13 protein-coding genes are annotated in these 12,482 nt (G+C 57.2%); 5 read left to right on the plus strand and 8 right to left on the minus strand.

Going from position 1 to position 12,482, the window contains the following annotated elements:
• Window positions 1–55: 55 nt before the first annotated feature.
• Window positions 56–709, minus strand: coding sequence for a dienelactone hydrolase family protein (locus tag ACOVRA_RS11470; RefSeq protein WP_421720403.1), 654 nt, complete (start codon window positions 707–709; stop codon window positions 56–58).
• Between the two features lie 3 nt (window positions 710–712).
• A complete protein-coding gene (locus ACOVRA_RS11475; protein WP_421720404.1) occupies window positions 713–1,480 on the minus strand; it encodes an NUDIX hydrolase in 768 nt (255 codons plus the stop codon).
• A 20-nt stretch (window positions 1,481–1,500) separates the two neighbouring features.
• Between ACOVRA_RS11475 and ACOVRA_RS11480 the strand changes: the two genes are divergently transcribed.
• Window positions 1,501–2,316, plus strand: a complete 816-nt coding sequence (locus ACOVRA_RS11480; protein WP_421720405.1) for an alpha/beta fold hydrolase — start codon at window positions 1,501–1,503, stop codon at window positions 2,314–2,316.
• Here ACOVRA_RS11480 and thrB read toward each other — a convergent pair.
• Both thrB and ACOVRA_RS11490 read right to left on the minus strand, forming a co-directional pair.
• Window positions 2,313–3,278 carry a homoserine kinase gene (thrB, locus tag ACOVRA_RS11485; RefSeq protein ID WP_421720406.1) on the minus strand — a complete coding sequence of 322 codons (966 nt, stop codon included), beginning with the start codon at window positions 3,276–3,278 and terminating at the stop codon, window positions 2,313–2,315. The two genes, ACOVRA_RS11480 and thrB, sit on opposite strands and share 4 nt — an antisense overlap.
• A gap of 6 nt (window positions 3,279–3,284) precedes the next feature.
• A complete protein-coding gene (locus tag ACOVRA_RS11490; protein WP_298228547.1) occupies window positions 3,285–3,599 on the minus strand; it encodes a hypothetical protein in 315 nt (104 codons plus the stop codon).
• 263 nt (window positions 3,600–3,862) lie between these two features.
• On the opposite strand from ACOVRA_RS11490, the gene ACOVRA_RS11495 reads away from it, so the two are divergent.
• Window positions 3,863–4,108, plus strand: a complete 246-nt coding sequence (locus ACOVRA_RS11495) for a sel1 repeat family protein (protein ID WP_290808390.1) — start codon at window positions 3,863–3,865, stop codon at window positions 4,106–4,108.
• A gap of 41 nt (window positions 4,109–4,149) precedes the next feature.
• Here ACOVRA_RS11495 and ACOVRA_RS11500 read toward each other — a convergent pair whose 3' ends face one another.
• Window positions 4,150–4,932, minus strand: coding sequence for a polysaccharide biosynthesis/export family protein (locus ACOVRA_RS11500; RefSeq protein ID WP_421720407.1), 783 nt, complete (start codon window positions 4,930–4,932; stop codon window positions 4,150–4,152).
• Window positions 4,933–5,072: 140 nt separating this feature from the next.
• Here ACOVRA_RS11500 and ACOVRA_RS11505 point away from each other — a divergent pair, with 140 nt between their 5' ends.
• From ACOVRA_RS11505 to ACOVRA_RS11515, 3 genes are read left to right on the plus strand one after another with little or no spacing between them, the layout of a single operon-like run.
• The gene (locus ACOVRA_RS11505) at window positions 5,073–6,554 is read left to right on the plus strand and encodes a GumC family protein (protein WP_421720408.1); all 1,482 of its coding nucleotides are present in this window, start codon (window positions 5,073–5,075) and stop codon (window positions 6,552–6,554) included.
• Window positions 6,555–6,588: 34 nt separating this feature from the next.
• On the plus strand, window positions 6,589–7,263 hold the full coding sequence (locus ACOVRA_RS11510; protein ID WP_421720409.1) for a hypothetical protein: 675 nt from the start codon (window positions 6,589–6,591) through the stop codon (window positions 7,261–7,263).
• Window position 7,264: 1 nt separating this feature from the next.
• Complete coding sequence (locus ACOVRA_RS11515) at window positions 7,265–8,434, plus strand: hypothetical protein (RefSeq protein WP_421720410.1); 1,170 nt, start codon at window positions 7,265–7,267, stop codon at window positions 8,432–8,434.
• On the opposite strand, the gene ACOVRA_RS11520 is transcribed toward ACOVRA_RS11515, so the two are convergent.
• From ACOVRA_RS11520 to ACOVRA_RS11530, 3 genes are read right to left on the minus strand one after another with little or no spacing between them, the layout of a single operon-like run.
• Complete coding sequence (locus tag ACOVRA_RS11520) at window positions 8,427–9,356, minus strand: glycosyltransferase family 2 protein (protein ID WP_421720411.1); 930 nt, start codon at window positions 9,354–9,356, stop codon at window positions 8,427–8,429. The two genes, ACOVRA_RS11515 and ACOVRA_RS11520, sit on opposite strands and share 8 nt — an antisense overlap.
• On the minus strand, window positions 9,353–10,786 hold the full coding sequence (locus ACOVRA_RS11525) for an oligosaccharide flippase family protein (RefSeq protein WP_421720412.1): 1,434 nt from the start codon (window positions 10,784–10,786) through the stop codon (window positions 9,353–9,355). The genes ACOVRA_RS11520 and ACOVRA_RS11525 overlap by 4 nt, the downstream gene beginning before the upstream one ends.
• A 58-nt stretch (window positions 10,787–10,844) precedes the next feature.
• Window positions 10,845–12,335, minus strand: coding sequence for an exopolysaccharide biosynthesis polyprenyl glycosylphosphotransferase (locus tag ACOVRA_RS11530; RefSeq protein WP_421720413.1), 1,491 nt, complete (start codon window positions 12,333–12,335; stop codon window positions 10,845–10,847).
• Between the last annotated feature and the right edge of the window lie 147 nt (window positions 12,336–12,482).

Genomic DNA, 12,482 nt, shown 5'->3' on the forward strand with positions numbered 1-12,482 from the left:
CAAGGCACGACCCATTATGGCTATGTGGCGCTAACCCGCGTCTTCTGACGCATATTTAGCTGCGATGAAACAGATCGATGGTTCGTGCCCACGCAAGATCTGCTTGTGTCGGGTCAAAATCATGTCCGCGGTCTGAGAAGAAGCCATGGCCTGCAGGGTAAATATGAACGGGCACCTGTGGGTGGGCGGCGCGCACCTCGTCGACCAAGCTCAATGGAATGCCGGGGTCATTGTCGCCATAATGCAATTCAATCGGTGCTTTTGGCGTTTCGGCCAAGAACATATTGATCATCCGGCCGTAGAAGCCCGAAGCTGCGGTCACGCCTGCACAACGGCACGCGGCCACCCAGGCAACCGTCCCGCCCCAGCAAAAGCCCGTGACAAAGATGCGCGTCTGGGTCTGGTGGAGTAGGTCAATAGCCGCTTGCGTATCGGCGGTGACTTGATCCCAGGATGTGGCTCGTACCGCAGAAAGGCCCTTTTGAATCCCGTCTTGATCATAGGCGGCGATGAAGTCTGCTTCGATCCGGTCGAAATAAGCTGGGGCTAAAACGTCAAAGCCATCCGCGGCAAACCGCGCACATAGGGCGCGGATATTGGCATTCAGGCCGAAAATCTCTTGCGCTACAATTAAGCCTCCACGGCGCTGGTCGCCTTGGGCGGGCTCAAACAGGGCGGGAATGCCGGTTGAAAGTTGGATCATTGGCATGGCTTACCCCCGCATGGCTGTATCGAGTGTTTCTTCGGTAACTGGATAGCCAAGGTCAGAACGTATCTTCAACACCCCATTTTCGATGATGGGCTGGACGATACCTTGCGGACGCGCCGCCACATCGGCCAGCGCCTTCTCTACCGTCTTGGACAGTGCCAGAAGTTCAAGATTGCGGGCGGTTGGGAAGATGATTTTGCGGCGGCCGGCAGCCAAATCATCCAAGGCGGCTTGTGGCTTGATCCACACCAGATCGACCGCTTCGCTGCCATCTTGTACCCCGTCTTGGCCAGCTGGCACGGGTGTCAAATAAAATCGCGTATCAAAGCGCTTGTGGAGGGCAGGGGGCGGGATCCAGCGCGCAAACGGGCGCAGCGCGCTGGTTGCCAGTTTTAGGCCATGACCGCGCACTAAGGGCTGAAACAAGGTCGCGTCGCGGTCTACGCGTTTGCGCATGTCGGTTAAGTCCAGCGCTTTTGCCCCAATCGGCTCACCATTGCGGGTCGCCAGCAAGATGCCTGTCTCCTCATAGGCTTCCCGCAGTGCGGCCACACGAGCTGCGCGCTCATCGGCTTCCAAGCCTTCGAGGCCTTCAGCAGCCTCCAGCCAGCCTTCGTCAAAGTCTGCTGGGTCCACTTTGCCGCCGGGCCACACCATCGCACCACCGGCAAAGCCGATATTGGCGTGGCGCTCGACCATCATGACTTCCAGTCCGTCTGCGCCATCGCGCACCAACAAAATCGTCGCAGCTGGGAATAAAGTGTCATCCATCTTGAGGTTTCCGTTTCGTCATGACCTTGCAAACTGCGCGGCGGCGTTCCACACGCTCTGTCATGAACGACGTTGTGACTCATGCCAAGCATCTTTTGAACCAATCCGGCCAGCCAAAGCGGCGGGCGGTTCCTCGTGTCAGCCCGCTTCTGCATCAAGCCGATCATGAAATGATTGGCCCTGAGGGCTCTCAGATTGCCAGCTGGCATCTGCTCGGGCACCGTTATGAGGCCCCGCCCGTACTCTTGGTGCATGGCTGGGAGGATGACACCAGCCTGTGGTCCCCCCTGATCGAGCTCTTGAGTCAGCGCGGCCGTTCCGTTGTCGCCTTTGATCTGCCGGGCCACGGACATAGCGATGGGGATCGCTGTAGCTTGGAATTAGCAGCCGATGCCATTTTGGCCTTGCAAGCGCGTTTCGGACCTTTTGCTGGTGCTGCCACCCATTCTTTTGGCGGGCCGGCTTTGGCAAAGGCTTTCCAACAAGGGTTAGAGCTAGACCAAGTCGTGCTGATCTCCCCGCCTGTTGCGCAAGCCCGCCAATTTGAGCGGGCATGGCGGCGCTATGGCGTCGAAGAGCCGATGATTGAAGCGGCCTTGGCGCTCGGCCATCAAGAGGGTCGCTTCTTTGATTTAGCGGCTGCTGCGCCCAGTATGAAAGCGGATGCCTTGTTCATCCATTCCCTCGACGACGAGCAATGCCCAGCTTCTGAAGGCAAGCGTGCCGCAGAAGCGTGGCCCGGCGCGCGCTTCTGGTCCGTCGATGGCCTCGGACATCGGGCCTTGGTACAAAATGATGAAGTGGTGTCGATGGTTGCCGGCTGGTTGGACGCTTAAGGCGCACCATAATCTGAAGCATCACGTGCGGCCCGGTGGAAGGCAAGCCGGCCCGCATAATCGCGTGGATCCTTCTTGCGCACCAAGGCCCCATCCATCGGTGTCATCCAATCCACAAGACGAGTGAGGAAAAAGCGCAGGGCTGCACCGCGAGCCAATAGGGGCAAAGCAGCGCGCTCTGCCGCACTTAAGGGCCGCACACTCTCATAACCTGAAATCAAAGCGCGGCCTTTGATGAGGTCAAACTCCCGCCCATTGGCTTCAAAGCACCAAGCATTCAGCATGACTGCAACATCGTAAGCCAAGAAGTCATTGCAGGCGAAATAAAAGTCGATCAGGCCGCTGACCTGCTCGCCCAGAAACAGCACATTGTCCGGGAAGAGATCGGCATGGATGATGCCGCGCGGCAAATCCGTCGGCCAGTCGGCCTTAAAGGCTTCGAGGTCGCTTTGGATGGCCGCCGCAATCCCGGGCTCCAGCGCTTCGGCATGGCGGGATCGGCCCTTCCAAAGATCAGCCCAATTATCTGGACCCAAGTCGTTTGGGCGCGATAGCGGGAAGCCGTCCAAAGCCTGATGTAACTGGGCCAATGCGGCACCCACAGCGCGGGCATGACTGGCGGGTGGGCGCTTGGATGAGACCCCGTCAAGGAAGCTGCAAAGTGCGGTAGGCTTGCCCCTGATCATCTGCACCACTTGGTCATCTTGGGTGCGGATAGGCCGAGCAGACGGCAGGCCCGCATTGGCGGCCCGTTCGGTCAGGCCCAAATAAAAGGGCAAATCTTCCAGCGCGACGGATTTCTCGTAAATCGTCATGATGAAGCGGCCTTGGGCGGCTTCCACCAAGAAGTTTGAGTTCTGAACCCCTTCAGCAATGCCCTTGAAGTTTCTCAGGCCATCCAGGCCCCATCCTTGCAAAAGGATCGACAATTCTTCGTCGGTGGGTTCGGTATAGACGGCCATGATTAACTATCGCACCTTTGCCGCCAGCCTGACAATCCAGCCGCCACCTTGGGCTGGCATCGCGCGCACCGCATGGCCATGCTTAATGGCGTCGCGCAATCGTCTGCCGACGGGCTGAAACAAAGTCTCGCCACCACCGGGCTGAGGGGGATCAAATTTGAACCACAGCTTAACCTCTTCATCGCGACGCTGTTCGTGCAGGGCGGCTTCCACAAGGGCTAAGGCCTCGACCGCGCCTTTGCCGTTCAAATCAAAAACCTGAGAGACGTCCAGATTCTCGGTTGATAGAGCGTTAGCGTCATCGGGTTCGAAAAAAGGCAAGTTTATCAATCTCTGAGCAAAGTAGCTGAAGGAGTCATGAATCACGTCGGAGGGCGTGAACCACCTGTTTACGTAAAAGGTACTGAAATTCATTTTATAGCAAGGTCTTGAGAAGATTCGATTCACTATCACCCGTCACATTGTCCCTGCGAGAGGCCAAAACGGCCGCTCGGTGAAAAAAGCACTTGGCCCAGAACGCGGTCAATATGGTTAGGGGAAAGACTAAAATGGCTTACGATATGAGCAGCGCTTTAGAGGTCACAATGACCACCGAAGTTGAAACCAATGACGCAGGCAGCGATCTGTTTGCCTTGGGTCTGTCGCATGCAACCGGCGTTGGTGCCGACGTAGATTATGTGGAAGCGCACAAGTGGTTCAACATTGCCGCCATGCGCGGTGATAGCGAAGCCAAGCTGCGTCGCCAAGAATTGACCGCGATGATGACCCAAAGCCAAGTCTCAGCAGCCCAGCGCGCCGCCCGCGAATGGCTCCAGCGCACGGCTAACTAAAAGCATCTGCTCTCAGGCCGCATTGCTGCGGTCTGACGCCCTTATTGGACGATGTTTGAGCCGATACTATAGTTGAAGCCGACGGTAATCGGCAGCGCGTCGCGGACGAATTGCTGGGTAAATTGCCCCAATTCAGAAATGCGCGACTTCGGCACCCAAACAACGTCAAAGCGGCGCAAACGTGGCAGTTCGGCCAGCAAAGCTTGGCTCGCCCAAACAGAGCGAAGGTCATAGACCCGCATGTAAGGCGTGCCACCTGCACCCCGGCGTAAGACGACGACTTCTTCTCGCCGGGCGGTGTTTAAGAAACCGCCAGCCGTCGTAATGGCCTGCAACGGGTCCATCTCACCTGATAAATCGTAGAGGCCAGGCTTGGCCACTTCACCGCCGACAAAGAATTTTTGTGAGGCGAAACTATCGGGGGCGAGCGCAATTGCAGGATTGCGCAAATGGGTCGCATATTGTCCTTGTAATTCCAGCTTTAAATCATCGGGCGTGCGGTCCGCCGCCATAATGGCTTCCAGCATGGGTGGATGGATACGCCCATCGGGTGCAACAGTCAGCTTCCGGCTAAGCTCTGGTGCGCTCACCGATTGAAAATCGATCACGTCGCCCGGAAAGAATCGATACGTCTCATCTTCGGCGGTCCAGCTTGGAAAAGTCGGGATGGCAGGGAAGTCGGCTGTGGCAACCGGCCGCGGCGTTTGCCAATTCTTGCCGTCCGTGCGCAGGGCGTCGACATAGCCTCTGGGCGCACAAGCTGTCAGACAAAGCGCTGCCAAAGTCACCCAAGACCAGAGTTTAGCGGTGGTTTTGGCACGCATGAACAGGCTCCCTGGATCGATTGGCGACAGCCTGTTTCTTAGAAACCCAATCGTTAAACGTTTCGTTAATGGATAATGGTTGATTAACGTTTGGAGGAAGCAAAATGCTTTGCCACACGTCCTGACGCGCGGAATTTAGAATGACTTACCACACGGGCCCAAGCTATCCCCGCACCGGCGGCTATGAGCCGACCGGCAGCGCGCGCCCCCAGTTGGATTTCCAAGACTGGGTTAGCCTGTTATGGCGTGAGAAGTGGCTGATGATCATTGTTTTTACTCTGATTTCAGCGCTTGGGATCGCTTTTGCGACCACACTTCAAAAGAGTTATAATGCCAATGCGCGGCTTTCGATTTTGCTGGGACAGGAATATGTGTTCACGCCGCGCGTTGGTGCCGCCGGTGAGGGCGCAGCGCCCAAGCAAGAGCAAATCGTTCAATCCGAAGTCGAAGTAATCAAATCTGCGCAAGTTGCTGAGCGGGTGATTCGCAAAGTCGGCCTTGATCGCATGTTCAATCCCGAGGAAATTCAGATCACCCAAGGCCCCGATACGCCAGAGCGCCGCATTGCATTTGGTGTCGATCAGTTCCAGCGCAATTTCTCTGCTGCAGCGTCCGCCAACACCACCGTGATCCAATTGGGCTATCAAAGCAAAGACCCAGTTATTGCTGCAAAAGTCCTGAATACCGTGATTGATGAGTATCTGACTTATCGCCGGGAAGTCTTGTTTGAGGATCAAACAGGCGCTTTGCGGATCCAACGCAATGAGTTTGAAACCCGCTTGCAAGAGTTGGAAGCCGAAATCACCACCTTTCTGGGTGCCAATGGTGTGGCTGACTTTGAAGCAGAGCGCCTAGCCTTGCAGTCGTTGCTTTCAACCGCGCGCGCTGATTTGTTGAACGTACAATCGCGCCAGCGCGAGGCCGAAGGCCGTTTTGCGGCGAGTGACCGCAGCTTCCGCAGCGAACCGCGTGAAGTGCGTCTGTCATTTGAGACCGATAATTCCCGTCGTCGGATCGAATTGGCCAGCCAATTGGCAGAGCTGCAGACCCGCTATACCGAGCAAAGCCAGCCCGTGCAGGATATGCGGCGCCGGATTGAAGCTTTAGATGAGCTTTTGGGCTCCGATCAGGGCCGCGCTGCTGGCACGACCAAGACGGGGGCCAACCCCGTACGTGATACTCTGGCTGCAGATCGGGCGCGTAATGCTGCCGAAGTGGAAGCTTTAACTCAGCGCGAAGCCATTCTGGAGGCCCAAGTTGCCCAATTGCAAGCGCGTGCCATCCAGTTAAGCCAAGTAAAGCCATTGTTTGATGACTTGATGCGCCGCAAGGCAATCTTGGAAGAGCAAGTCAAACAATTTTCAACTCGGGAAGCATCTTCTCAAGCTCAAAATGAACTTAGCCGCACCTCTAATGAAAATATTCGGGTCATTGAACGTGCTAATGTGCCGACTCGTGGCAAGAGCTGGAAGAAGGAAGTAGCGATGCTCTCTGTCTTCTTCGCGGCCTTAACGGCATTGGCGGCTGGTTTGATGCGGGCATTCTCGCGGACAACCTTCCCCACACCGTCATCGATCGGTCGGACTCTCGGCCTTCCGATCTTGGCGACGGTAACGCGTTAAGACAGCGTGAGCGCGTGTTTGAGTTGGGGTTTGGATGGGAAGCATTCAAGGACAGATGAACGGAGTCTGGTCTGCTGTTGCCGCTGCAACAGGGGGCGCGGGCGCTGCCGTCATGTTCGTGGGGGCTAAACACGACGTCGGAATCTCGGAAGTGGCACGCGCCTTCGCGGAGCTCGCCGCCGAGCGCGCTGCGAAATCGGCTTGGCTCATTGACTTAGACTTCTTTGGACCGGGACAGTTTTCCGCTTTGGGTGGTGCCCAGACTGGCTTTAGAGGCCCGTACGATATGACTTTTGGTGTGACGCCATTCTGGCGCGCCCAACCCCGCGCCCCCGACGGCGCGCAAGGTGAGGGGGCCGTGGTGAGTTATAAAACCACCATCCCAAAGCTCTATGTCAGTCGGTTTAATCGCACCGCTTTGGCCAGCAATCAAAAGCTGCAAGTAGCCCCGGCACCCGACTATTGGCGTGCCGTGCGTCGTTCCGTGGACCTGACGATTGTCGATGCCCCGCCACTCGAGCAATCCCGCGCAGGACTTGCCTTAGCGGCGGATATGGACGGGGTCATTCTGGTTATTGATGGCAATAAGAGCGATGTTCGCGAATCGATTGATTTGCGCGATGAAGTCGTCGGTCGTGGTGGACGCTGTCTCGGAATCGTGGTGACTGGCCAATCAAGTCCTGCCCTGAAGTTCAGCCGAAATCGCTAACATGTTCGCCCCTAAATTGTCGTTGCGTTGGGACATAGCCTTGCTGGCTCTCGCGCTCGCCTGCTTTAGCGCAGGTTTTTGGCGGATGTGGCCCGGCGCGGCTGGCCTAGACGAAGCACCTCTGGGGCCGGTGATCCTCAAAGCAGGTGTCGCTTCCATGGGCCTGGTCGGCTTTGCGGTGCGATGGGAAGTGTTGGCCCCGGTTCTGTTGCGGCGCTTGGACGGTTTAGTGTTGGTCGCAATTTGTATGGCTTCAGCCGTCTGGGCGCTGGCACCTGCACTTGCCCTACAACATGGCATCCTTCTTCTATTGGTGTGGGTTTTCGGCATAACCATATTCGCGCGCCTATCGGCCGCTGATTTGGCGTTTACGGCGGCCTTCGCAGGTATTTTTGCTCTGTCGGCTCAGCTTGTTGCCGCACGTGGCCTCATGCCGCTTGATGCTTTAGACGGTGATTTGAGCCTTGCCCTTTGTGCGGCATTGTGGGCATCGGCTGCCAGTGCCAAATGGCGCTGGGCTTGGTTGGCTTGGGCGGTGGCTTTGATCGCTCTGGCCCTTGTCTTGGGCGACTTGGTCAGCCTGATGGCCGCCGGCGTTGGGATTGTGGCGGCGGGCCTTGGCTATGGCTTACGCTGGATTTCTGCCCGTCGTCCTTGGACACCGATTGATGTTGCCGTCACGCTGGCCTGCTCGATCCTGACTGTGACGCTGCTGGCGCTATTCACCCCATTAGCGCTGTCGTCTGACCCATTTGGCGCAATAAACTGGATTGGTTATGGCTTCGGCGTTGCAGGGGCCTCTATCAGTGAAGGATTTGGCCAAGGATTGGGTATGCTGGGCCTAGGGCTTGCAGGGCTTTGGGCCATTGTGACCAGCGTTCGTTTGGCACTGGACCGCAGGGCGAGCGATGCGGACTGTGCATTCGTGTTTGGTATGTGGTGTGCGGGGCTTGCAACCTTGCTATTGGCCCCGGCGGAAGTGTCAGTACTTGGTCCTTGGGTGGCAATGCTGGCGGGCTTAAGTTTTGGCGCAGGCATCAGTCCCTTCGTGCCAGCACAACAGCCCCGCCCTAATCAGCCAATCATGGCGAGCGCGCCTTATCAGGGGGCCAATCAATCCACCGCGCTGCACACGCGGCCTCGCCCCACGACACGCGATCGCCTCACCTAAGCGCGTCTGCCGCCCATAATGCCCGCCAGAGCCGTGCCCCTTGGGACCGGATCGCCAAAGGTAGAGCTTCTGATAGGACCAAGGCCTTTAGGACCGATTTGATCATCGCTCGGCCGGGCACACGCGCCAGGGTTTGAGCAAGTTTGGTACCGGGCAATGCCGCCATACTGGGGTGGCGTTCAACCATTTTGCGGAAATTTGGCCCAGCTTTGGCAAACTTATCCAGTAGCGTCGCGGCATCATCAAGGCCTAAATGGGTCGCAGGAATATCGACGTGACGAACCGCGTGACCCTTGGCATCGGCCCGCAACGCCCAGTCCACATCTTCCCAACCCCAACCCGAAAAGCCTGCATCAAAGGGGGTGTCGTCCAAAATGGTCTTGCGTACCAATAGGTTGGAGGTGGCTACTGCCAAAGCGCCCCGGCTTTGCCGCTCGCCAGCCGACGCGCAGTCGGACTTTTCGGCAACCATTTTGGCCAAGGCCAAAGCGGCGCAATCGGGGACTTGCAAGGTGGAGAACCCGCCATAGGCAATTTCTGTGGCTGGATCGCGGGCAAGCTGCAGCCAGTCAGACACAAAGCTTGGCGCATCGGGGGCCATGTCGGAATCAAGGAAAAGGATAAATGGTGCCTTGGCCGCTGCAATCAGTCGATTTCGGGCCGCTGAGCGGCCTTGATTCGCATGTAAGGTGATAAGGCTGGCGGGCACATTCAGACTATGCAGCGTTGCCTCCAGCTTCGCCGTCACAGATGGGTCACCAGAGCCATCATCGACCATAATCAATTCCACCGCTTCGCCGGCCATTTGGTTGGACAAGATATCCAGGAGCTCGCTTGGGTCATTGCGGAAAAAGGGCGTCGCAATACTGAGCGCCAAGGGGCTTTCGGCTTTGACGCCATTGGTGAAAATCGTCTCGCTCATAAGGCCCCCGTTTGTGGACGCAGCCGGCTCCAGAGGGATTTGGCAAAGTCACGCGCACCCGCCACATTCAGGGCCACAATAAAGGCTCCATAGCTGATGGCACCTAAGCCCCCTTTCAAGACAAGGTCTTGGAACGCACCAAAACGCGGTAGAGCCAGTACGACGCCTGCCATAAGGGCACAAGCTATCGCAATTTTCGCGGTTTCCAGCAGCGGGATCGGCAATGCCACATAGCGTCGGCCAATCCACGCCAGCATGGTCATGCCAAGACCATAGGCTGCGACATTGGCGTAAGCTGCCCCCATCAAGCCATACTTCGGCAGCAAAAGCACATTGAGGCTGAGGCTGGTGATTACCGGCACCAAGAGCAAGAGTGCCCGTTGCAAGGCCTTTTTCGACAGCATGAAGGCCTCTGAAAAATAGTCGCACATCCCCGCAAGCAAAGCCGAAAAAGCAATCCACGGCACGACTTGGATCGCGCGATCGCGCAGGGCTTCCCCGATCAAAATCTCGCAAATTGGGGCTGCAAGTAACCCTAGACCCAAGGCCGCAGGCGCGCCAATGCCAAGCCGGACAACATAGCCCTGATGGGCTGCCTTGACGGCCTCAGCCGGGCCACCGCGCTCATAAGCTGCGATCAAGATGGGTGTGACGGCAGCGGCACCCCAGGTGAAGATGATGTCGAGAATCCGTGCACCAACCTGATAGCCGGCGGAATAGGCCCCCACGTCGCCTTCCCCCAGAAACGCGGCGATGACAAAGCGATCACCACTGGTCAGAGCCAGACTTAGAATTAGACCGCCAGCCAAAGGCGCACCATAGGCGAAATAGGCTTTCGCGCGTGTGGGTTCGAGCGCGCCTTTGCGCGCCGCAAACCACAAGGCTGGCCCTTCAATCGCTAGCACGACCAGCGAGGCAATCAGCATGCCGATAAACGGGCCCTCTGGCCCCATGGCAAAGAAAACCACGCACCCAATGCCAAGCCCAAAGGCGAGTAAGGTGTGCAATGTGTCAACCACCGCAAAGCGCTTGGCCTCTTGCGCCATTCGCCTTGTTTCCAAAGCGATTTTAATCAAAGACCTGGTAATCACGCTGCCAAAGGCGGCTGCAACCACAATCTTTAAATTCAGGTCGGCTGGCCATAGCACAAGGGCTGCGATGGAGATCAGGGCAAAAGCGCCCGCGCACCAACTAAACAAGGTAATCAAAGTGGCGAAATGGGCCGGCTTTTCGCCCTTTTCTGCCGCATCAGCATAAAAGCGAGCCGCAGCCGCTTCAATCCAGACGACGGAGAGATATTGCGCCAGCGTCATGGCCGCATAGACCAAGGTGTAGCGACCATAATCGTCGTCGCTCAGCAAGCGCGTGAGGATGGCGACCATGCCAAAGCTGGCCACAGCTTGGGCCAGATTGGGGATCAGATAAGCCATGAGGTGACGACCCATCATGGTTGGCGCTGTGCCTCTCGGCCAAAGACTGTCAGAAAGCTCACCGCACCGAACCTTTATCGCCGAGCAAGGCGGGCAGGGTCCGCAACATGATCCAAAGGTCGAGCCACAGGCTTGCATCGCGAATATAGGCGATATCGAAGGCTACCCGTTCAGCGACTTCTTCGGCGCTATGCACCGGCCCGCGTGAGCCGTGAATGGCGGCCCAGCCTGTCATACCAGGCTTGATCCGGTGGCGGTGGGCATATTCAGCGACCAAAGCTTCGCTCTCTTGATCGCCCGTTTTCATCCCGATGGCATGTGGGCGCGGCCCAACCAGCGACATGGTGCCGTTCAAGACATTAAACAATTGCGGCAGTTCGTCTAAGGATGTGGCGCGGATAAAGCGGCCAATCCGGGTCACACGCGGGTCGTTCTGCGTCACTTGTTGGGCGGCGCAGGCGTCGGTGGTTTCTACCCGCATAGAACGGAATTTCCAGCAATCAAAAGCTTGATTGTTAAAGCCATGCCGCTTTTGCCGGAAGAAGATCGGCCCTCTGCTGTCCAGCTTTATCGCGACCGCAATCAAGGTCATCACCGGAGCTGCCAACACAAGGGCAATTGTTCCCAACACAAGATCCTGCACGCGCTTCCAGAAGGCGCGCTTGGCGTCTTCAGGCGCGCCGGAGACATAAGCGACAGGGCGGTTGCCAATGCGGCCAATCGTCGTGCCATCGCTGTCAAAGCCTTGCATATCAATGGCCAGCACAACTTTATTGGGCATGGAGCGCAATTTAGCGACCAACTGCAAAACACGGCTTTGTGCGGTGCTGGAGACCGCGACGATCACGCGGTCGACGCTGGGCAGATGCGGCCAGCTCATTAGGTCGTCAAGATCGCCCAATAACTTCACATGGTTCGGCAAGGGCTTGGCCCGATCCATCCGGTCGTCAAAGACCCCGAGAACAGAGATGTCCCCGGACGCCTTGGCTTCTTCAATCAGTTTGTGGGCTAGAGGCGTCGCTCCCACGATCACCACATTCAGCGAAAATAGTCCGGCCCGGTTCATCGCGCCTAAAATGAGGGCTGAGAGGAAATGAACCGAGACAATGATGGAGCCAGCTAATAAGGTTGCGATGCTGGCTTCCCACGCGCCAGCTGCCGCCACACGGCCGACACACAGGGCAATTAAGGCCCCAATTGCCGCCGTTGAGGGCAGTGCCAAAAGGACCGCTCCCAAGGCTTTAATGCCATGGGTTTCAGCATTTGGTGTAACCTCGAAGCGATAAAGATCATGTTCGCGCAAGATCAGCGCGAGAGTTATGCCGCCAAACGCCATCGGCAGGAGCATGCTTAAGGGGGCTGAAAGTACATTTTCTTCGGTGGCTACTCGAAACACATATGCCATCACCACAAGAATGACGAGGAGGTCGAGGGTCTGAAGCGCTCGACCAAAGCTGGATCGATACAAACGCGCACCACGCGCCGCTTTGCGGGCCAGTGTCGCGGGCTGATCTCCGGCGATGTCTTGTGTGTATTCCATGCGTGCCATTGGCTAGACACTCCTTAAGGCTCTCACCTTAGCAGCATTGGGTAGACGCCCCATTAACGAAACCGCGCCCGATGCAGAGCTCAAGCCGCTGTGTGCAGCTTCACTGACGTGATGCTCTTGCTCTGTCCCCTTTTGTCGGGCTATCAG

It is taken from the genome of Aquidulcibacter sp. (assembly GCF_049239865.1).
Lineage (GTDB): Bacteria > Pseudomonadota > Alphaproteobacteria > Caulobacterales > Aquidulcibacteraceae > Aquidulcibacter.